This window comes from Bacillus toyonensis BCT-7112 (assembly GCF_000496285.1).
In the GTDB taxonomy this organism is placed as follows: domain Bacteria; phylum Bacillota; class Bacilli; order Bacillales; family Bacillaceae_G; genus Bacillus_A; species Bacillus_A toyonensis.
This window is the reverse complement of the sequence record NC_022781.1, coordinates 2,720,692-2,741,194: the sequence shown is the minus strand read 5'-3', so window position 1 is coordinate 2,741,194 and position 20,503 is coordinate 2,720,692. Positions and strand designations below refer to the sequence as shown.

The 20,503-nt window shown below is 39.4% G+C and carries 20 protein-coding genes and 2 other annotated features (1 of these 22 cut by a window edge); all 20 genes read right to left on the bottom strand.

The genetic code is table 11. The annotated features are described in order from the left end of the window. Positions 1–92 precede the first annotated feature (92 nt). Positions 93–2,171 (bottom strand): elongation factor G, encoded by a 2,079-nt coding sequence (gene fusA / locus BTOYO_RS14105; protein WP_000196385.1) that lies wholly within the window; start codon positions 2,169–2,171, stop codon positions 93–95. A 206-nt stretch (positions 2,172–2,377) separates the two neighbouring features. Next, the gene (rpsG, locus tag BTOYO_RS14100; protein WP_001137492.1) at positions 2,378–2,848 is read right to left on the bottom strand and encodes a 30S ribosomal protein S7; all 471 of its coding nucleotides are present in this window, start codon (positions 2,846–2,848) and stop codon (positions 2,378–2,380) included. A gap of 29 nt (positions 2,849–2,877) precedes the next feature. Next, on the bottom strand, positions 2,878–3,300 hold the full coding sequence (rpsL, locus tag BTOYO_RS14095) for a 30S ribosomal protein S12 (protein WP_001142341.1): 423 nt from the start codon (positions 3,298–3,300) through the stop codon (positions 2,878–2,880). A 114-nt stretch (positions 3,301–3,414) separates the two neighbouring features. Further along, complete coding sequence (locus BTOYO_RS14090) at positions 3,415–3,663, bottom strand: 50S ribosomal protein L7ae-like protein (RefSeq protein WP_000121831.1); 249 nt, start codon at positions 3,661–3,663, stop codon at positions 3,415–3,417. A gap of 113 nt (positions 3,664–3,776) precedes the next feature. Beyond that, positions 3,777–7,388: a DNA-directed RNA polymerase subunit beta' gene (rpoC, locus tag BTOYO_RS14085; protein ID WP_000567945.1), complete on the bottom strand. Its 3,612-nt coding sequence runs from the start codon at positions 7,386–7,388 to the stop codon at positions 3,777–3,779. Positions 7,389–7,425: 37 nt separating this feature from the next. Continuing rightward, the gene (gene rpoB, locus BTOYO_RS14080; protein ID WP_000147560.1) at positions 7,426–10,959 is read right to left on the bottom strand and encodes a DNA-directed RNA polymerase subunit beta; all 3,534 of its coding nucleotides are present in this window, start codon (positions 10,957–10,959) and stop codon (positions 7,426–7,428) included. A gap of 291 nt (positions 10,960–11,250) precedes the next feature. Beyond that, positions 11,251–11,850, bottom strand: coding sequence for a class I SAM-dependent methyltransferase (locus tag BTOYO_RS14075; RefSeq protein WP_000763276.1), 600 nt, complete (start codon positions 11,848–11,850; stop codon positions 11,251–11,253). A 75-nt stretch (positions 11,851–11,925) separates the two neighbouring features. After that, entirely contained in the window at positions 11,926–12,285 is a 360-nt protein-coding gene (gene rplL / locus BTOYO_RS14070; RefSeq protein ID WP_000159737.1) for a 50S ribosomal protein L7/L12, read from the bottom strand. Positions 12,286–12,352: 67 nt separating this feature from the next. After that, positions 12,353–12,853, bottom strand: coding sequence for a 50S ribosomal protein L10 (gene rplJ, locus BTOYO_RS14065; protein ID WP_000048718.1), 501 nt, complete (start codon positions 12,851–12,853; stop codon positions 12,353–12,355). A gap of 39 nt (positions 12,854–12,892) precedes the next feature. After that, positions 12,893–13,037 (bottom strand) — a sequence feature (ribosomal protein L10 leader region). A gap of 49 nt (positions 13,038–13,086) precedes the next feature. Continuing rightward, the gene (gene rplA / locus BTOYO_RS14060) at positions 13,087–13,779 is read right to left on the bottom strand and encodes a 50S ribosomal protein L1 (RefSeq protein ID WP_002093855.1); all 693 of its coding nucleotides are present in this window, start codon (positions 13,777–13,779) and stop codon (positions 13,087–13,089) included. A 179-nt stretch (positions 13,780–13,958) separates the two neighbouring features. Continuing rightward, the gene (gene rplK / locus BTOYO_RS14055) at positions 13,959–14,384 is read right to left on the bottom strand and encodes a 50S ribosomal protein L11 (RefSeq protein WP_001085872.1); all 426 of its coding nucleotides are present in this window, start codon (positions 14,382–14,384) and stop codon (positions 13,959–13,961) included. 167 nt (positions 14,385–14,551) lie between these two features. After that, positions 14,552–15,085, bottom strand: a complete 534-nt coding sequence (gene nusG, locus BTOYO_RS14050) for a transcription termination/antitermination protein NusG (protein WP_000415793.1) — start codon at positions 15,083–15,085, stop codon at positions 14,552–14,554. A 131-nt stretch (positions 15,086–15,216) separates the two neighbouring features. Beyond that, positions 15,217–15,396 carry a preprotein translocase subunit SecE gene (gene secE, locus BTOYO_RS14045; protein WP_001241321.1) on the bottom strand — a complete coding sequence of 60 codons (180 nt, stop codon included), beginning with the start codon at positions 15,394–15,396 and terminating at the stop codon, positions 15,217–15,219. Between the two features lie 23 nt (positions 15,397–15,419). Then, on the bottom strand, positions 15,420–15,566 hold the full coding sequence (gene rpmG / locus BTOYO_RS26415; RefSeq protein WP_012260172.1) for a 50S ribosomal protein L33: 147 nt from the start codon (positions 15,564–15,566) through the stop codon (positions 15,420–15,422). Between the two features lie 130 nt (positions 15,567–15,696). Next, a complete protein-coding gene (locus BTOYO_RS14040; protein WP_000387198.1) occupies positions 15,697–16,356 on the bottom strand; it encodes an RNA polymerase factor sigma-70 in 660 nt (219 codons plus the stop codon). 67 nt (positions 16,357–16,423) lie between these two features. Beyond that, entirely contained in the window at positions 16,424–16,936 is a 513-nt protein-coding gene (locus tag BTOYO_RS14035; protein ID WP_000997879.1) for an NYN domain-containing protein, read from the bottom strand. Between the two features lie 3 nt (positions 16,937–16,939). Next, positions 16,940–17,683 (bottom strand): 23S rRNA (guanosine(2251)-2'-O)-methyltransferase RlmB, encoded by a 744-nt coding sequence (gene rlmB / locus BTOYO_RS14030; RefSeq protein ID WP_000093761.1) that lies wholly within the window; start codon positions 17,681–17,683, stop codon positions 16,940–16,942. Beyond that, positions 17,680–18,087, bottom strand: a complete 408-nt coding sequence (locus BTOYO_RS14025; protein WP_000564265.1) for a Mini-ribonuclease 3 — start codon at positions 18,085–18,087, stop codon at positions 17,680–17,682. Before BTOYO_RS14025 ends, rlmB begins: the two co-directional genes overlap by 4 nt. A 2-nt stretch (positions 18,088–18,089) precedes the next feature. Next, positions 18,090–19,487 carry a cysteine--tRNA ligase gene (gene cysS, locus BTOYO_RS14020; protein WP_000152286.1) on the bottom strand — a complete coding sequence of 466 codons (1,398 nt, stop codon included), beginning with the start codon at positions 19,485–19,487 and terminating at the stop codon, positions 18,090–18,092. Further along, entirely contained in the window at positions 19,468–20,133 is a 666-nt protein-coding gene (cysE, locus tag BTOYO_RS14015) for a serine O-acetyltransferase (RefSeq protein WP_000476498.1), read from the bottom strand. The genes cysS and cysE overlap by 20 nt, the downstream gene beginning before the upstream one ends. A 145-nt stretch (positions 20,134–20,278) precedes the next feature. Beyond that, positions 20,279–20,503 (bottom strand) — a binding site (T-box leader) (it continues 24 nt past the right edge of the window).

Below are 20,503 nucleotides of genomic sequence, written 5' to 3'. Positions count from 1 at the left end.
GGTTATTTTATATTTAGACTAGAAAGCGAAACCAAAGTCTCACTTTCTAAGCTTACATAAGTAGTTATACTTGAACAATCGATAAAAATCAATTATTCACCTTTATTTTTTTTAATAATTTCTTCTGAAACAGACTTCGGTACTTCTTCATAATGATCAAATGTCATTGAGAATGTTCCGCGTCCTTGAGTGTTTGAACGTAATGCTGTCGCATAACCGAACATTTCAGAAAGTGGAACCATAGCGCGAACAACTTGTGCGTTACCGCGAGCTTCCATACCTTCTACACGTCCACGACGAGATGTTACGTCACCCATGATGTCTCCCATGTATTCTTCAGGAATTACAACTTCAACTTTCATCATTGGCTCAAGAATTACTGGGTTACATTTAGAAACCGCAGCTTTAAGTGCCATAGATGCAGCGATTTTGAACGCCATCTCAGATGAATCGACATCATGGTAAGAACCGTCAACTAATGCTGCTTTAATGTCAACTAGTGGGTAACCAGCTAGTACACCATTTTTAAGTGAGTCTTCAAGACCCGCTCCAACAGCTGGGATGTATTCACGTGGAACTACACCGCCGACGATTTTGTTTTCGAATTCAAATCCTTTACCTTCTTCGTTAGGTGCAAACTCAATCCAAACGTGACCGAATTGTCCACGTCCACCAGATTGACGAGCGAACTTACCTTCAACTTTCGCAGCAGCGCGGAAAGTTTCACGGTATGCTACCTGAGGAGCACCAACGTTTGCTTCAACTTTGAATTCACGGCGCATACGGTCAACGATGATATCAAGGTGAAGTTCACCCATACCAGCGATGATTGTTTGGCCAGTTTCTTGGTCAGTGTGAGCACGGAATGTTGGATCTTCTTCAGAAAGCTTAGATAATGCTGTACCCATTTTATCTTGGTCAGCTTTAGATTTTGGTTCGATAGCTACAGAGATAACTGGCTCTGGGAATTCCATAGACTCAAGGATAACAAGGCTCTTCTCGTCACAAAGAGTATCACCAGTAGTAGTATCTTTTAAACCTACAGCAGCAGCGATGTCACCAGCGTAAACTGTTGAAATCTCTTCACGGCTGTTAGCGTGCATTTGTAGGATACGACCTACACGCTCACGCTTACCTTTAGTTGAGTTTTTCACGTATGATCCAGAGTTTAACACACCAGAGTACACACGGAAGAACGTTAACTTACCAACATAAGGGTCAGTCATGATTTTGAATGCTAAAGCTGCAAATGGTTCTTCATCGCTAGACTTACGTTCTACTTCTTCCTCTGTATCCGGAAGAGTACCTTTAATAGCAGGTACATCTAATGGAGATGGTAGGTAGTCGATAACTGCGTCTAATAGAATTTGAACACCTTTGTTTTTGAATGCAGAACCACAGATTACTGGGAAGAATTCTACAGAAGTTGTAGCCTTACGGATACCAGCTTTAAGCTCTTCTACAGTGATTTCTTCACCTTCTAGGTACTTCATCATCATTTCTTCATCAAGCTCAGCTACCGCTTCAATAAGCTTTCCACGGTATTCTTCAGCTAGTTCTTTGTGCTCTTCAGGAATTTCGACACGCTCGATGTCTGTTCCTAAATCGTTACCGTACATGTAAGCACACTCTTCAACAAGGTCAATGATACCATTGAACTCATCTTCAGCACCGATTGGTAACTGAATTGGATGTGCGTTTGCTTGTAAACGATCGTGGATTGTTCCTACAGAGTATAAGAAATCTGCACCGATCTTATCCATTTTGTTAACGAATACGATACGAGGTACACCGTAAGTAGTAGCCTGACGCCAAACAGTTTCTGTTTGTGGTTCAACACCAGATTGTGCATCAAGTACTGCTACCGCACCATCAAGTACGCGTAAAGAACGTTCTACTTCTACTGTGAAGTCTACGTGTCCTGGAGTGTCAATGATGTTTACACGGTGACCTTTCCATTGAGCTGTAGTTGCAGCAGAAGTAATTGTGATACCACGCTCTTGCTCTTGCTCCATCCAGTCCATCTGAGATGCACCTTCATGAGTTTCACCGATTTTATGAATACGTCCTGTGTAATACAGAATACGCTCAGTTGCTGTAGTTTTACCAGCATCGATGTGAGCCATGATACCAATATTACGAGTGTTTTCTAAAGAGAACTCTCTTGTCATTTGGTGTCTTGCTCCTTCCATATATGGATTGGATTTTTTTATTTTAAGTAGCAAAAAAGCCACTTTATATTGTTACATATGCCAGTGTCCAGTACCCTCATTATGTAAAACGAGCGCCCAACGAAAGGGAGAGGCATTCTCCCTCTCCACACTTCCATAAGCGACAAATAAAGCGGTTTATGCTTACATTTATTTTACGTTGAATCCTACCAACGGTAATGAGCAAATGCTTTGTTAGCTTCTGCCATTTTATGAGTGTCTTCACGTTTCTTAACAGATGCACCAGCGTTGTTAGCTGCATCTAAGATTTCGTAAGCTAGACGCTCTTCCATAGTTTTTTCACCACGAAGACGAGCATAGTTTACTAACCAGCGAAGACCTAAAGTTGTACGGCGTTCTGGACGAACCTCAACTGGAACTTGGTAGTTAGCACCACCAACACGACGAGCGCGTACTTCAAGAACAGGCATGATGTTCTTAAGAGCTTGCTCGAATACTTCCATTGGTTCTTTATCTGAACGTTCACGAACGATATCGAAAGCGTTATAAAGAATTGTTTGAGATTTACCTTTTTTACCGTCAACCATCATTTTGTTGATTAGGCGTGTTACAAGTTTAGAATTGTACATTGGATCAGGTAACACGTCACGTTTCGCAACAGGTCCTTTACGAGGCATATTGAGTTCCTCCTTTCATTATAAGTTTATTATTTTTTAGCAGGTTTTGGTCGCTTAGTACCATATTTAGAACGTCCTTGCATACGTTTGTCAACACCAGCTGTATCAAGCGCTCCACGAACGATGTGGTAACGTACCCCTGGTAAATCCTTTACTCGACCACCGCGAATTAATACTACGCTATGCTCTTGTAGGTTATGACCGATACCTGGGATGTAAGCTGTAACTTCAATACCGTTTGTTAAACGTACACGAGCGTATTTACGTAACGCTGAGTTAGGTTTCTTTGGAGTCATTGTACCAACACGAGTACATACACCACGTTTTTGAGGTGCAGAGATATCAGTTGATTTTTTCTTTAAAGAGTTAAAACCTTTGTTTAACGCAGGTGATTTAGATTTCCATACTTTATCAGTACGACCATTTCTCACTAATTGGTTAATAGTAGGCATTTGATTATCCTCCCTTCGCATGTTTGTATGACCACATATCCAGGTGGTTCATTATTAGTTGAAAACAAAGTTTTTGCAAGGAAGAGCAAATGCTCTCTCCTCACAAAAACAGTTTTAACTTATTATTCCTATTGCTGAAGCTCCCACTTGAATCCCCGAAACTTTTCCAAGCTTACGAACTGATTCAACTTTGGTTATGGGTATGTTATGTTGCAAAGCAGTGCGAATGATAATATGGGTTAACCGCACATCAGCATCTTCTGCAATAACAACTTCTTTAACTATACCATTTTTGATTGCTTCCAATGTTCGTTTATGACCAACGACTACATTTTCAGCATTTGACACTTTTTGATAAGACATATAAATATCCTCCAAAGCATCGTTCAGGAGCAACCTTGATTATAGTAACATTTTGACTCATACAATGTCAACTAGGATTAGATGTTTTTATACAAAATTTACGACGGAAAATTTTACTGTTCCACATAAATCTCATCGTTTTCTACATTCATGTCATCTTGTGTTGTTTTTACAAGATCAACTTTGCGATAACGATTCATACCTGTTCCAGCAGGAACAAGTTTACCGATAATAACGTTCTCTTTCAGTCCTAGAAGCTCATCACGTTTACCTTTAATTGCTGCATCAGTTAAGACACGAGTTGTTTCTTGGAATGATGCTGCAGATAAGAATGAATCAGTTTCAAGTGAAGCTTTTGTAATACCAAGTAGAACAGGTCTAGCCGTTGCTGGTTGTTTACCTTGCAGTAACACCTTCGCATTCGCATCAGTAAACTGATGGATATCTAGTAATGTTCCTGGTAATACATCTGTTTCACCTGCATCACTTACACGAACTTTACGTAGCATTTGACGTACCATTACCTCTACGTGTTTGTCACCAATTTCTACCCCTTGCATACGGTATACTTTTTGAACTTCACGTAATAAGTATTCTTGAACTGCCGTAATGTCCGTTACTTTTAGTAATTCTTTCGGATCAATAGAACCTTCTGTTAACTCTTTACCGTGGCTAATTGGCTGTCCTGGCGTTACTTTCAGACGAGCACCGTAAGGAATAGCATACGTACGAGCTTCAACCTCACCCTGTACAACTACTTCTTGGCGATCTTTAACATCGTTGATCGCTGCGATAACACCGTCGATTTCACTGATAACTGCCTGACCTTTCGGATTACGAGCTTCAAAGATCTCTTGGATACGAGGTAAACCTTGTGTGATATCATCACCGGCAACCCCACCTGTATGGAACGTACGCATCGTTAACTGTGTACCTGGCTCACCGATAGATTGAGCCGCGATAATACCTACCGCTTCTCCTACTTCTACGTCTGTACCAGTTGCTAAGTTACGACCGTAACACTTCTTACATACACCATGGCGAGTGTTACACGTAAACGCTGAACGAATGTTTACAGTTTCAACACCCGAATTTTCAACGATATGAGCGATATCTTCAGTAATTAATTGATTTTCAGCAACTAATACTTCACCTGTTTCAGGATGTTTTACAGTTTTTCTTGCAAAACGTCCAACAAGACGATCATATAATGACTCAATTACTTCATTACCCTCTTTAATCGCACCAATTAGTAAACCGCGATCTGTTCCACAATCATCTTCACGAACAATTACATCTTGTGCAACGTCTACAAGACGACGTGTTAAGTAACCAGAATCGGCAGTCTTAAGTGCTGTATCGGCAAGACCTTTACGAGCACCATGCGTAGAGATGAAGTACTCAAGTACTGTTAAACCTTCACGGAAACTTGATTTGATCGGAAGTTCAATGATACGACCAGATGGATTGGCCATCAGACCACGCATACCAGCAAGCTGAGTGAAGTTAGATGCGTTACCACGGGCACCGGAATCACTCATCATGAAGATTGGATTGCGTTTATTCAAGGACTTCATCAGTTTTCCTTGGATAACGTCTTTTGCATTACTCCAAATAGAGATAACACGATCGTAACGTTCTTCTTCCGTGATTAAACCGCGACGGAATTGTTTAATTACATTATCTACTTTTGCTTGTGCTTCGTGGAGAATTTCATCTTTTTCACCTAATACAAGAATGTCAGATACCCCAACTGTAATACCAGCTTTTGTAGAGTATTTAAATCCTAAGTTCTTCATACGGTCAAGCATGCGAGACGTCTCTGTAATTTTGAAACGCTTGAATACTTCCGCAATGATGTTACCAAGAATCTTCTTGCTAAATGGTGCCACTTCTTCGCGACTAGCAATAATTTCTTTAATGTTCGCACCTTTTTCAACGAAATATTCCGCTGGTGTTTCTTTTTCAAGGTTTGAGTTTGTTGGTTCGTTAATATAAGGGAACGACTCTGGTAAGATTTCGTTAAATATTAATTTACCAACTGTTGTTAATAGAAGCTTACCTTTTTGCTCTTCAGTAAACGTTACATTATTTACTGAACTTGCAGCAACTGCAACACGCGTGTGCAGATGTACATATCCATTTTGGTATGCAAGTATTGCTTCGTTGGCATCTTTGAAGACCATACCTTCACCGATTGCACCTTCACGCTCAAGTGTTAAGTAGTAGTTACCTAATACCATATCCTGAGATGGAGTAACAACTGGTTTTCCGTCTTTTGGATTCAAGATGTTTTGTGCCGCTAACATAAGAATACGAGCTTCTGCTTGTGCTTCTGATGATAACGGAACGTGAACCGCCATTTGGTCACCGTCAAAGTCCGCGTTGTATGCAGTACATACAAGTGGGTGAAGACGGATTGCACGACCTTCTACTAGTGTAGGTTCAAACGCCTGGATACCAAGACGGTGAAGTGTTGGTGCGCGGTTTAGAAGTACTGGATGTTCTTTAATCACAGATTCTAAAACGTCCCAAACTTCAGGTTGTACACGCTCGATTTTACGTTTAGCACTCTTAATGTTGTGTGCTAAACCTTTTTCAACTAACTCTTTCATAACGAAAGGTTTGAACAGTTCAAGCGCCATTTCTTTCGGTAATCCACATTGGTACATCTTTAAGTTCGGTCCTACAACGATTACTGAACGACCAGAGTAGTCAACACGTTTACCTAATAAGTTTTGACGGAAACGTCCTTGTTTACCTTTAAGCATGTGAGATAGAGATTTTAATGGACGGTTACCTGGTCCAGTAACTGGACGGCCACGGCGACCATTATCGATTAATGCGTCTACAGCTTCTTGTAACATACGTTTTTCGTTTTGAACGATGATGCTTGGTGCACCTAAGTCCAATAGACGTTTTAAACGGTTGTTACGGTTAATTACACGACGGTATAAGTCGTTTAAATCAGAAGTAGCAAAACGTCCACCATCCAACTGTACCATTGGGCGTAGTTCTGGTGGGATAACTGGAAGAACATCTAGGATCATCCAAGATGGGTGATTTCCAGAGTTACGGAATGCTTCTAATACTTCTAGACGTTTAATAGCACGAGTACGGCGTTGTCCTTGTGCTGTTTTTAATTCTTCTTTTAAGAAGTCTACTTCTTTATCTAAATCGATATCTTGTAGTAGCTTTTTAATCGCTTCTGCACCCATAGCAGCTTGGAATGTGCTACCATATCGATCACGATATGCACGGTATTCTTTTTCAGAAAGTAATTGCTTCTTATCAAGTGGTGTATCTCCACTTTCTGTTACAACATAAGAAGCGAAATAAATTACTTCTTCAAGCGCGCGAGGGGACATGTCTAAGACAAGTCCCATGCGGCTCGGGATACCTTTGAAATACCAAATATGAGATACAGGAGCAGCTAATTCGATATGACCCATACGTTCACGACGAACTTTTGCACGCGTTACTTCAACGCCACATCGATCACAAACTACACCTTTATAACGTACACGTTTGTATTTTCCGCAATGACATTCCCAGTCCTTTTGTGGTCCGAAAATACGCTCACAGAACAAGCCATCTTTTTCAGGCTTTAACGTACGATAGTTAATTGTTTCTGGTTTCTTAACTTCACCGTATGACCAAGAACGAATCTTGTCAGGTGAAGCAAGTCCAATCTTCATATATTCAAAGTTATTTACATCTATCAAGGGGCCTACCTCCCTTTTAGTCTACAGGTTATCCCAATTATTCCTTAGTTGTCTCAACTTCGACATTCAATTTATCTGCTGATTGATGATCGTCGTCATCTTCTGTATCACGCATTTCGATTTCTTTATCGTCGCTAGACATCATTTTAACGTCCATACCTAAACTTTGCAGTTCTTTAATCAATACTTTGAATGATTCAGGAACGCCTGGTTCTGGAACATTTTCACCTTTAACAATTGCTTCATACGTCTTAACACGTCCGATAACATCATCAGACTTCACTGTTAAGATTTCTTGAAGAGTATAAGCAGCACCATAAGCTTCAAGTGCCCAAACCTCCATCTCACCGAAACGCTGTCCACCGAACTGAGCTTTACCTCCAAGAGGTTGCTGCGTTACAAGTGAGTATGGTCCAGTAGAACGAGCATGAAGTTTATCGTCAACCATGTGCGCAAGTTTGATCATATACATGACACCAACAGATACGCGGTTATCGAATGGTTCACCAGTACGTCCGTCATACAGGATTGTTTTCGCGTCATTTGCCATACCAGCTTCTTCAATTGTGCCCCATACATCTTCCTCACGAGCACCATCGAATACTGGTGTTGCAATGTGAATGCCAAGGTATCTTGCTGCCATACCAAGATGAAGCTCTAATACCTGACCGATATTCATACGAGATGGTACCCCTAATGGGTTTAACATGATATCGATTGGCGTACCATCTGGTAAGTAAGGCATATCTTCTTCTGGTAAAATACGAGAGATAACACCTTTGTTACCGTGACGTCCTGCCATCTTGTCACCTTCAGAAATTTTACGTTTTTGAACGATATACGCACGTACAAGTTGATTCACGCCCGGTGGCAATTCATCGCCATCTTCACGGTTGAATACTTTTACGTCTAAGATAATACCGCCACCACCATGTGGTACACGTAGTGATGTATCACGTACTTCACGTGCTTTTTCACCGAAGATTGCATGTAATAGACGTTCTTCTGCTGTTAATTCTGTTACACCTTTAGGTGTTACTTTACCAACAAGTAGATCTCCATCTTTTACTTCAGCACCGACGCGAATAATACCACGCTCATCAAGGTTACGAAGTGCATCTTCTCCGACGTTTGGAATATCACGTGTAATTTCTTCTGGTCCAAGCTTCGTATCACGAGCTTCTGACTCATATTCTTCAATATGAATAGAAGTGTACACATCATCTTTTACAAGGCGCTCACTCATAATGATCGCATCCTCATAGTTATAACCGTCCCATGTCATGAAGCCAACAAGCACGTTACGTCCAAGTGCTAGTTCACCTAATTCCATAGAAGGACCATCCGCAAGGATTTCACCTTTTACAACTTCATTTCCAACACTTACGATTGGACGTTGGTTGTAGCAAGTTCCTTGGTTAGAACGAATGAATTTTTGCATTTTGTAGCGATCTAAGTCGCCTTTTACTGTTTGACCGTCAACTTCTACATAGCGACGTACCCAAACTTCACGTGCTTCTACGCGTTCAACAACACCAGGGTGTTTACAGATTACTGCAGCACCTGAGTCTTTTGCTGATACGTACTCCATACCTGTACCTACAATCGGTGATTCCGGATTCATTAACGGAACCGCCTGACGTTGCATGTTCGCTCCCATAAGTGCGCGGTTAGAGTCATCGTTTTCTAAGAACGGAATACAAGCTGTCGCTGCCGACACTACTTGCTTTGGAGATACATCCATATAGTCGATGCGTTCTTTATTTGTGACAATGTTTTCACCACGGAAACGAGCTACGATATCTTCATCAAGGAATTCTCCTTCTTCAGATAATTTCATATTCGCTTGGGCTACAACATAATTATCTTCTTCATCTGCTGTTAAATAATCAACCTGCCCTGTTACAAGACCAGTTTCTGGGTCAACACGACGGTATGGTGTTTCAATGAAACCAAACTCATTTACTTTCGCGAACGAAGATAATGAGTTAATCAAACCGATGTTTGGTCCCTCTGGTGTTTCAATCGGACACATACGACCGTAGTGAGAGTAGTGAACGTCACGCACTTCAAAGCCTGCGCGCTCACGCGTTAAACCACCGGGTCCTAATGCAGATAGTCTTCGTTTGTGAGTTAACTCTGCTAATGGGTTTGTTTGGTCCATGAACTGAGATAACTGAGAACTTCCGAAGAACTCTTTAATAGATGCAATAACAGGACGGATGTTAATTAACGCCTGTGGTGTAATTGCATTTGTATCTTGAATCGACATTCTCTCACGAACAACACGTTCCATACGAGAAAGACCGATACGGAATTGGTTTTGTAAAAGCTCTCCTACTGAACGTAAACGACGGTTTCCTAAGTGGTCGATATCGTCTGTATCCCCTACTTTGTATAGTAGGTTGAAGAAGTAGCTGATAGAAGCAAGGATATCACCTGGTGTAATATGTTTTATATCACGAGTAATATTTGCATTACCAATTACGTTAATTACGCGTTCGCCTTCTGACTCAGGAGCATAAATCTTAATAGATTGCAGCTCAACATCGCCTGCTACCACTCCACCCATTGGTTTCGCTGTTTTGAATCCAATGTTTTTCTCTAAGTAAGGTAGAATGCGATCAAGCGTACGACGATCTAAGACTGTTCCTTCTGCCGCTAAAATTTCACCAGTTTCTGGATCCACCAGTGTTTCAGCTAAACGTTGGTTAAACAATCTATTTTTAATGTGTAGCTTTTTGTTGATCTTATAGCGACCTACATTTGCTAAGTCGTAGCGCTTCGGATCAAAGAAACGAGACACAAGTAAGCTCTTTGCATTTTCTACTGTTGGTGGTTCACCAGGGCGTAGACGCTCATAAATTTCAAGCAATGCTTTTTCTGTGCTATCTGTGTTGTCTTTTTCTAATGTGTTGCTTAAGTATTCGTTATCACCTAAAAGCTCGGTGATTTCTTGATCAGAGCCAAACCCTAATGCGCGTAACAAAACAGTTACAGGAAGTTTACGAGTACGGTCAATACGTACATATACAACATCCTTAGCATCTGTCTCATACTCTAACCAAGCCCCGCGGTTTGGAATTACAGTAGCAGTAAAACCACGTTTTCCGTTTTTATCCACTTTGCCACTATAGTATACGCTTGGAGAGCGAACTAACTGGGAAACGATAACACGTTCTGCACCGTTAATTACGAATGTTCCAGTCTCTGTCATGAGTGGGAAATCTCCCATGAACACATCTTGTTCTTTTACTTCACCAGTTTCCTTGTTGATTAGACGCACTTTTACACGAAGTGGTGCTGCATACGTCACATCACGCTCTTTGCATTCTTCTACAGAGTATTTAGGTTCACCTAAGCTGTAGTCGATAAATTCAAGCGATAGATTTCCCGTAAAGTCTTCGATCGGAGAAATGTCTTGGAACATTTCTCGCAAACCCTCATCAAGAAACCACTGATAAGAAGAGGTTTGAATTTCGATAAGATTTGGTAACTCTAATACTTCACTAATACGGGCATAACTTCTTCGTTGGCGGTGGCGTCCGTATTGAACTAGTTGACCTGTCAACTGCTTCACCCCTCAAATCATGAGTATTATAAATGCACAAAAAAAATTGTGCAAAATCACAAATAAATACAACTACTGCTATTAGCGTAGTTTTTTTCTCTTAAAGATAGATACGTTGAGTCTTTCTACCTGCTCAAAAAGAAAAATGGCTTCTTTAAGAAAACCATCATTCTGTTTCATAATCTGCTGATTTTACTATCTTTTCCAAGAGAAACAAAAATATACATCTTTTCTCAACGCAGAAAATCATATATTGGCATTGTATAATGTTAACATAGCCAAAAATAACCGTCAACGCTTTTTTGATTTTATGATATAATATCCTTTTTTCTTTTCTACAACTTCAACTTCAGAAAATACTTCTTCTAGTTTTTTTAGCGCAGATGGTGCACCTTGTTTCTTTTGAATAACAATCCACAATTCTCCACCTGAAACTAAATACTCTACAGCTTTTTCTAAAATCTCATGCACGATATCTTTACCAGCACGAATTGGAGGATTAGATAGAATAACAGCATACTTGCCATCTACATTTTCATAGACACTACTTTGCAAAATACGTACATTTTCAATTTTGTTATTAGCGGCATTTTCTTTTGCAAGCCCCAAGGCCCTTTCATTCACATCCACCATGTGAATTTCACGATCTTGAAACTCTTTCGCTAACGACAAACCGATTGGACCGTACCCACACCCTACGTCTAACACATTACCTTTAACATCTGGCATTTGAAACGCTTCAATTAAAAGACGAGAACCAAAGTCCACTTCGTTTTTCGAGAACACCCCATGGTCAGATAAAAAAGTAAATCGAGATTCACGAAGCGTAAATTCCCATCGTTTACGATCACTCTTACTAGAAGGGTCGTTAGAAAAATAATGGTCTGCCATATGGCCACCTCTTTTCTTTACAGTTAAAAAAAAAAGCTCGCATGAGAGCGAGCTTTTTAAAGCATCAAAAGTTAATTACTTAACTTCTACAGCAGCGCCAACTTCTTCAAGTTTAGCTTTCATTTCTTCAGCTTCCTCTTTAGAAACGCCTTCTTTGATTGCTTTTGGAGTGTTGTCAACTAATTCTTTAGCTTCTTTTAAGCCAAGACCAGTGATTTCACGTACAGCTTTGATAACTTTGATTTTTTGAGCGCCAGCACTTGCAAGTACTACGTCAAATTCAGTTTTCTCAGCAGCAGCTTCACCAGCGCCACCAGCTACAGCTACAGGAGCAGCAGCAGTTACGCCGAATTCTTCCTCGATAGCTTTTACTAAGTCGTTAAGTTCTAATACAGTCATAGATTTAACTGCTTCAATGATTTGTTCTTTAGTCATTGTAAATATCCTCCCTTAAATAGGTTTGTATTGTTTTATAGATAACAAGTAATTATCTTTTAAAAAATTAAGCGCCTTGCTCTTCCTTTTGTTCTGCAACTGCTTTAGTAGCAAGTGCAAGGTTACGGATTGGAGCTTGAAGAACGCTAAGAAGCATAGAAAGTAAGCCTTCACGTGATGGAAGAGTAGCGATAGCTTTAACCTCATCAAGTGTTACAAGTTTACCTTCGATTACGCCCGCTTTAATTTCTAAAGCTTCATGTTTTGTAGCGAAGTCGTTTAATACTTTCGCAGGAGCAACTACATCCTCGTTACTGAACGCGATTGCGTTTGGTCCTGTTAAGAATTCGTTTAACTCAGCCATTTCAGCAGACTCTGCAGCACGACGAGTTAAAGAGTTTTTGTAAACTTTGAACTCAACGCCAGCTTCACGTAATTGCTTACGTAATTCTGTTGCTTCAGAAACTGTTAAACCACGGTAGTCAACAACGATTGTAGATTTACTAGCGCGAAGTTTGTCCGCGATTTCAGTTACAACTTGTTGTTTAGTTTCGATTACTTTGCTCATGTTATTACACCTCCTGTAGATTATATAGAAGATGTACCGAAAGTGCACTAAAAACCTCCATGCCCAACTTGTAGACATGGAGGCATATAGTCACAGAAAAAAGATTCCGCTTCGTATATTAACACCTAGGTAGGAAATTAAGTCGAATGACACCTACTGTCTACGGTACACTATTTAAATTCACAACATAAATGATTATATTAAAACTTCTTTATGAAGTCAACTTCCAATTTTTACGCAAGTGTAGAAACGTCTACGCGTACGCCAGGTCCCATTGTAGAAGCAACAGTTGCATTCTTCATGTAAGTACCTTTCGCAGCAGCTGGCTTAGCTTTTTGTAGCGTGTCAGCAATTGTTTTGAAGTTTTCTACTAGTTTAGCATCTTCGAAAGATACTTTACCGATTGGAACGTGGATGTTACCAGCTTTATCAACGCGGTATTCAACTTTACCAGCTTTGATTTCGTTAACAGCTTTAGTTACATCGAAAGTAACTGTTCCAGTTTTAGGGTTTGGCATTAAACCTTTAGGTCCTAATACGCGACCAAGTTTACCAACTTCACCCATCATGTCAGGAGTTGCTACTACTACATCGAAATCGAACCAACCTTGTTGGATTTTACCGATGTAATCAGCATCGCCTACGAATTCAGCGCCAGCAGCTTCAGCTTCTTTTGCTTTTTCGCCTTTAGCGAATACTAATACACGTTGTACTTTACCAGTACCGTGTGGAAGAACAACTGCGCCACGAATTTGTTGGTCAGCTTTCTTAGGGTCAACACCTAAACGGAATGCAGCTTCTACAGTTGCATCAAATTTAGCTGTGTTTGTTTTCTTTACTAATTCTACTGCTTCTGTTGCAGAGTAAGCAGTTGCACGATCGACAAGCTTCGCAGCTTCTACGTACTTTTTACCTCTTTTAGCCATTTTTATTTCCTCCTCGAATGTGGTTTTAGCGGAATAACCTCCCACGTTTACGCTTTTTTTCCAGGGATAACCTGAGGATGCGCGCCATCCTTTTATTTTAAAAAACGATAATCATTTACGATAATAAAGGTTGCGAATTGGAATTCCAGACCCGCAACCTTTTTTAAAAACAAATCGAATTAGTCTTCGATAACGATGCCCATACTGCGTGCAGTACCTTCAACCATACGCATTGCAGCTTCTACGCTAGCAGCGTTTAGGTCAGGCATTTTAGTTTCAGCGATTTCGCGTACTTTATCACGCTTAACAGTTGCCACTTTATTACGGTTTGGTTCACCAGAACCAGACTCAATACCAGCTACTTTCTTAAGAAGAACAGCAGCAGGAGGAGTTTTAGTAATGAAAGTGAATGAACGGTCCTCAAATACCGTAATTTCAACAGGGATGATAAGACCAGCTTGATCTGCTGTACGAGCGTTAAACTCTTTACAGAAGCCCATGATGTTAACACCTGCTTGTCCTAATGCTGGACCAACTGGTGGAGCTGGGTTAGCTTTACCTGCAGGAATTTGAAGCTTTACCATTTTAATTACCTTTTTAGCCACGAGACACACCTCCTTAAGTCCGTGATGTGGTCAATTGGACAGTGATTTGCCCTCCCACGTCATATTTTATCTGTAACGATAAAATCTTTCAAAAAACGTCTCCGATAACGAAGACGTACTGACTTAAAAGATATTATCACTTTTTACAATTCATTTCAAGTTTCATTTTATAATTTTTCAATTTGATGGAAGTCAAGTTCAACTGGAGTCTCGCGACCAAACATATCTACAAGCACACTAACTTTCTTCTTCTCCACATCAATTTCTTCAATAGCACCTGTATAATCTGCGAATGGTCCCTCATTTACACGTACTGTCTCATGAAGTTCAAAGTCGAAATCAACCACTTCATTGTCCATTCCCATATGCTTCATAATGGTAACAACTTCCTCTTCTAATAGAGGAGATGGTTTAGATCCAGAACCTGAAGAACCAACAAAACCTGTTACACCCGGTGTATTACGAACAACATACCAAGAGTCATCAGTCATGATTAGTTCCACTAATACGTAACCTGGGAACACTTTTCTTTTCATTATTTTTTCTTTACCATTTTTCATTTCTACTTCTACTTCTTCCGGGACAACAACACGGAAAATTTTATCTTGCATACCCATTGATTCTACACGTTTCTCTAGGTTTGCCTTTACTTTATTTTCATATCCAGAATAAGTATGGACAACATACCAACTTTTTTCCATTCATTTAGGACGAGCGTCCTTCCCTCCCTGACGTACATTTTTTTGCGCAAATGAAAAAACCCGTTCACCGGGCTTTTACACAGTTCTTATAAATAACATTATATCATGGATAAGTGCTTCTTATTCAAGAATTAACCAAGAATTAACCGAATTAAAGAAGAAATGCCCATATCAACTACTGCGAAGAAAATCGCAAAGAACACAACTGTAGCGATAACAGTCGCTGTTGAGCGGAGTAATTCATCTTTTTTAGGCCAACTTACTTTTTTCATTTCGCGACCTACATCGCCGAAAAAGTTCGTTAAACGCATCTGCGGGACCTCCAGTGTATTATTTATTTTGTTTCCTTGTGAACTGTATGCTTATTGCATGTTTTACAAAACTTCTTTATCTCAAGTCGCTCTACTGAGCTCGTATCTTTCATCGTAGAGTAGTTTCGATTTTTACACTCTTCACATGAGAGTACAACTTTTTTCCTCATTAGTTACACCAGCCTTGTAACATTATGTCCCTAAAAATGTATCATACAACAAAAGACAATGTCAATGTCATGACTCCCACTCTCTTTACAAAAAGAAAACAGGTGAATTAATTTACACCTGCGTTACTTTCTATGAATTTAAAGTTGTACTCTCTCTCATTTCCATATATCGTTCCAATTTCCTCTTCACCCGCTGTAAAGCGTTATCAATAGATTTCACATGTCTGTTTAACTGTTCCGAAATCTCTTGATAAGAGCGACCATCTAAGTATAAAGAAAGTACTTTTCTTTCTAAATCGCTTAATAATTCAGATATTTTAGACTCTATGTCGGTATATTCTTCTTGACTAATGATCATCTCTTCAGGATCAGTCACCTTCGCTTCGGAAATAACATCCAATAACGTTCGATCAGATTCCTCATCGTAAATCGGCTTATCTAAAGACACATACGAATTTAAAGGAATATGTTTTTGTCTTGTTGCTGTTTTAATAGCGGTAATAATTTGTCGAGTAATACACAGTTCAGCAAATGCTTTGAACGAAGACAGCTTGTCCTCTTTATAATCACGAATTGCTTTAAACAATCCAATCATACCTTCTTGAACAATATCTTCTCGATCGGCACCCACTAAGAAATAAGATCTTGATTTCGCGCGAACAAAGTTCTTATATTTATGAATTAAATATTCTAGAGCGTCAGTATTACCTTTTCGAACTAACTCAACGATTGCCTCATCCTCTAAATCACGAAATGTAACGTCGCCTACACTTACGAAGCCTGCTTCCACCTTGATCCCTCCGACCGCTATTTATTTAGCAATATTATACAGTAAAAAGACAAAGAGCGTCAATGCTTCAACGCTCTCCTCTTCTTAATTTTTCTAATTTTTCTGTAATATCCTCACTAAATATCTTTCGCATGGCAGGTTGCTTTTCTTTCGTGTCTTTTGTACGTCTTCTTACTTGTTGTTCCATCGCTTGTACTTCTAACTCTAATTCACGCGCAGATTTCCGAAGGGCACCTTGCGCAAATATAACCCATTGTTCCGTATAATCAGAAGTCGCAACATATATTTGTGTATTTATATTTCTAAGCTCAATCGCAAGTTTCTCTATCTTTTCGTCCGCAGTTTGATTTTTGCGCGTGAATATTACTTCCACCCGCGATTGTTTCATCTTTTTTTCAATACCGTGGACTGTATAGGCATCAAAGACTATCATTACTTTCGTTCCTGTATATCCTTGATAATCCGCCATCTTATCAATAAGCGCGTCTCTTGATGATTGCAAATCTACATCCCGTAGTTTTTTCAAGTCTCCCCAAGCTCCGATAATGTTGTAACCGTCAACGATTAAAATATCGTTCATTTTTTATTTACCAATTTCGTGACGTTTACGATATACCTCATACATTAACAAACTTGCGGCTACTGAAGCATTTAAGGATGTAACTTTACCAACCATCGGTAAAGTAATTAAGAAATCACACTTTTCACCAATAATACGACTCATACCTTTTCCTTCACTACCAATTACTAATCCAATCGGCATTTTACCATCTAAATTACGGTAATCCGTTTTTCCTTTGGCATCTGTACCAGCAATCCAAAGTCCGCGTTCCTTCAATTCATCAATTGTGCGAGATAAGTTTGTTACGCGCGCAACTGGAATATATTCAATTGCTCCTGTTGATGCTTTTGCAACTGATGCTGTAAGTCCTACAGCCCTTCTTTTCGGAATAATAACCCCATGAGCTCCTGTGGCATCAGCAGTACGCATAATAGAACCTAGGTTATGCGGATCTTCAATTTCATCTAAGATTAAGAAGAATGGATCTTCATTACGTTTTTCTGCTACTTTGAATAAATCTTCTAATTCAGCATACTGGTATGCAGCTACTTGAGCAATTACACCTTGATGATTACCCTCAACTAATTGATCTAACTTCTTCTTTGGTGCATGTTGTAAAATAATCTTATTTTCTTTCGCTAATGCTAGTACAATCTGCACTTGCCCTTTGGCAGCACCTTCCGCGATCCAAATTTTATTAATATCTCTCCCTGATCGTAACGCTTCAATTACAGGGTTACGTCCGATAATATATTCACTACTCATGATGATGTGCCCCCTTCCTTTTCTTCTAAAACTGCAATTGCCTTATATACAATTTCGTCTAATCTTTCACGATTATTTAATAAGTGATGATAACCAATTAGCGCTTCAAAGGCTGTACTATGTCGATATGTTTGTACATCCGTATTTTTCGGAACGGTACCTGAATTTGCATTACGCCCTCTTCTTAATACCGCCTCTTCTTCCTCTGTCAAAAATGACGTCTCTAATAAATGATAAACAACTTTCGCCTGTGCTTTTGCCGAAACAAAGCTCGTCCCTAAGCGATGTAATTGATTAGGACGAACCTTTCCTTTTTGAAGGAGGTGATAGCGGATATATTGTTCATATACCGCATCACCCATATATGCTAACGCTAAGCTGTTTAATTGCTTTGCATCAATCATTCTTATCCTCTTTTCCATCTTGTACCTTGTGCGGTATCTTCTAAAATAATATTACGTTCTTTTAAATCATCGCGAATTTGATCAGATAATGCGAAATCACGATTTTTACGAGCTTCAATACGCTTTTGGATAAGCACCTCAATTTCCTCATCAAGCAATTCTTCTTTTGCTAATTCTAATCCTAAAATATCGAATAATGTTTCAAGTTGTTTCACGTATGCTTCAATTACAACTTTAGAAGTATGTTCTTCTAATAAATATTGATTTGCGTGATTTGCTACATTATATAATTCAGTAATCGCATTAGCAGTATTGAAGTCATCATCCATTGCTTCTTCAAATGCAGCCTGGAATTTTTCCATCTCAGCTAACCATTTCTCATTATGATCTGTTAAATTCGCGCTACTTTCCATACGATGCTTTAAGTTACCGTAAGCTGTTTTAATTCTTTCTAGCCCGTTATTCGTACTTTGTAATAACTCTTCACTAAAGTTAATTGGATGACGGTAATGTACTGATAGCATAAAGAATCTAATTAACTGTGGATCATATTGCTTAATGATATCGTGAACTAAAATGAAGTTTCCAAGTGACTTAGACATCTTCTCATTATCAATATTAATATATCCATTATGCATCCAGTAACGTGCAAATGTTTTTCCAGTCAACGCCTCGGACTGTGCAATTTCATTTTCATGATGAGGAAATGCTAAGTCTTGACCACCAGCATGAATGTCAATTGTATCCCCTAAGTACTTACGTGCCATCGCTGAGCATTCAATATGCCACCCTGGACGTCCTTTCCCCCAAGGGCTTTCCCAGAAGATTTCTCCCTCTTTTGCAGCTTTCCATAAAGCAAAGTCAAGAGGGTCTTGTTTCTTTTCTCCTACTTCAATACGTGCACCATGACGTAAATCAGCGATTGGCTGATGCGATAATTTACCGTAACCTTCGAATTCTTTCGTTCTAAAGTACACATCACCTTCTGATTCATATGCATACCCTTTATTCACAAGTTCTTGAATAAATTCAATAATAATATCCATATTTTCTGTTACACGCGGATGAACTGTTGCATGTTTGCAACCTAGTGCGGTTACATCTTCAAAATATGCTTCAACGAAACGGTCAGCAATTGTCGGTACATCTTCACCTAATTCATTTGCTGCTTTAATTAATTTATCATCTACGTCAGTAAAGTTAGATACATACTGCACTTCGTACCCTTTGTATTCTAAATAACGGCGTACTGTATCGAACACCATAGGGGGTCTCGCATTCCCAATATGGATGTAGTTATATACTGTAGGACCGCAAACATACATCTTTACCTTATTTTCTTCTAATGGAATAAACTTTTCCTTTTGACGTGTTAGCGTATTATAAATGTGAATAGTCATTTTTATCCTTCCTTTCTACCTTTACTTCAAGTTGCTTTTTCAATTTATCAAGTTCTGCTTCCATAACCTTTAATTTATCAAAAATCGGATCCGGAAGATCGGAATGATTTAACTCTTGACCAATCTTCACTCCATTTTGAATAACGACTCGGCCAGGTATACCTACAACTGTAGAATGCGCAGGGACTTCTTTTAATACAACGGATCCTGCTCCAATTTTAGAATTCTCTCCAACAGTAATTGAGCCTAGTACTTTAGCACCTGTTGCAATTAATACATTATCCTGAATTGTAGGGTGCCTCTTTCCCTTTTCTTTTCCCGTACCACCTAATGTAACACCTTGATAAATTGTTACATTATCACCAATCTCACACGTTTCTCCAATTACAACACCCATTCCATGGTCAATGAAAAAATGACGACCAATTGTTGCTCCTGGATGAATCTCAATGCCAGTAAAAAACCGACTAACTTGTGAAATCCAACGTGCAATAAAAAAGAAATTCTTTTTATAAAAAGCATGTGCAATTCGATGGGCCCAAACTGCATGTAATCCAGAGTAAGTCAAAATGACTTCGAAATAACTTCGTGCCGCTGGATCCTGTTCAAAAACGACTTCAATATCTTCCCGAAGCCTCTTAAACATCGATGTCCCCTCCCCTTTATGGGCTGCTTTTTCGAGTGAACTAACTCCCTTAACTCCCCACTTATCCTCTAAATCTTTATACAAGGAGATCAAACTTATACTTATACCCACTTTTACGGTATAAAAAAGACGCCTCTGTCATATTGACAGAGACGCCTTTTAAGCGCGGTTCCACTCTGTTTAGGCTAATAAAAAAGCCTCAAACTCATCCATGATAACGGTGTACACCGCTTCTGCTTACTTTACGCCCTAAGACATTTCACGAAACAATTCGTTGTTCAGCAGAAGACTCGAAGGGGCATTTCAAAAATCCGCTTATAAACCACTTCCAGCCTAAAGGTGGTTCTCTCTGTAAAAAGCCTGATTTTCT

Coding starts and splice junctions, on each gene's coding strand:
- BTOYO_RS14025 (WP_000564265.1), bottom strand. CDS start 18,087: ATGATTGATGCAAAGCAATTAAACAGCTTAGCGTTAGCATATATGGGT.
- fusA (WP_000196385.1), bottom strand. CDS start 2,171: ATGACAAGAGAGTTCTCTTTAGAAAACACTCGTAATATTGGTATCATG.
- cysS (WP_000152286.1), bottom strand. CDS start 19,487: ATGACTATTCACATTTATAATACGCTAACACGTCAAAAGGAAAAGTTT.
- rplA (WP_002093855.1), bottom strand. CDS start 13,779: ATGGCTAAAAGAGGTAAAAAGTACGTAGAAGCTGCGAAGCTTGTCGAT.
- BTOYO_RS14035 (WP_000997879.1), bottom strand. CDS start 16,936: ATGAACGATATTTTAATCGTTGACGGTTACAACATTATCGGAGCTTGG.
- rlmB (WP_000093761.1), bottom strand. CDS start 17,683: ATGAGTAGTGAATATATTATCGGACGTAACCCTGTAATTGAAGCGTTA.
- rplL (WP_000159737.1), bottom strand. CDS start 12,285: ATGACTAAAGAACAAATCATTGAAGCAGTTAAATCTATGACTGTATTA.
- BTOYO_RS14075 (WP_000763276.1), bottom strand. CDS start 11,850: ATGGCAGACCATTATTTTTCTAACGACCCTTCTAGTAAGAGTGATCGT.
- BTOYO_RS14090 (WP_000121831.1), bottom strand. CDS start 3,663: ATGTCTTATCAAAAAGTGTCAAATGCTGAAAATGTAGTCGTTGGTCAT.
- rpsL (WP_001142341.1), bottom strand. CDS start 3,300: ATGCCTACTATTAACCAATTAGTGAGAAATGGTCGTACTGATAAAGTA.
- nusG (WP_000415793.1), bottom strand. CDS start 15,085: ATGGAAAAAAGTTGGTATGTTGTCCATACTTATTCTGGATATGAAAAT.
- rpsG (WP_001137492.1), bottom strand. CDS start 2,848: ATGCCTCGTAAAGGACCTGTTGCGAAACGTGACGTGTTACCTGATCCA.
- rpmG (WP_012260172.1), bottom strand. CDS start 15,566: ATGAGGAAAAAAGTTGTACTCTCATGTGAAGAGTGTAAAAATCGAAAC.
- secE (WP_001241321.1), bottom strand. CDS start 15,396: ATGCGTTTAACGAACTTTTTCGGCGATGTAGGTCGCGAAATGAAAAAA.
- rplJ (WP_000048718.1), bottom strand. CDS start 12,853: ATGAGCAAAGTAATCGAAACTAAACAACAAGTTGTAACTGAAATCGCG.
- cysE (WP_000476498.1), bottom strand. CDS start 20,133: ATGTTTAAGAGGCTTCGGGAAGATATTGAAGTCGTTTTTGAACAGGAT.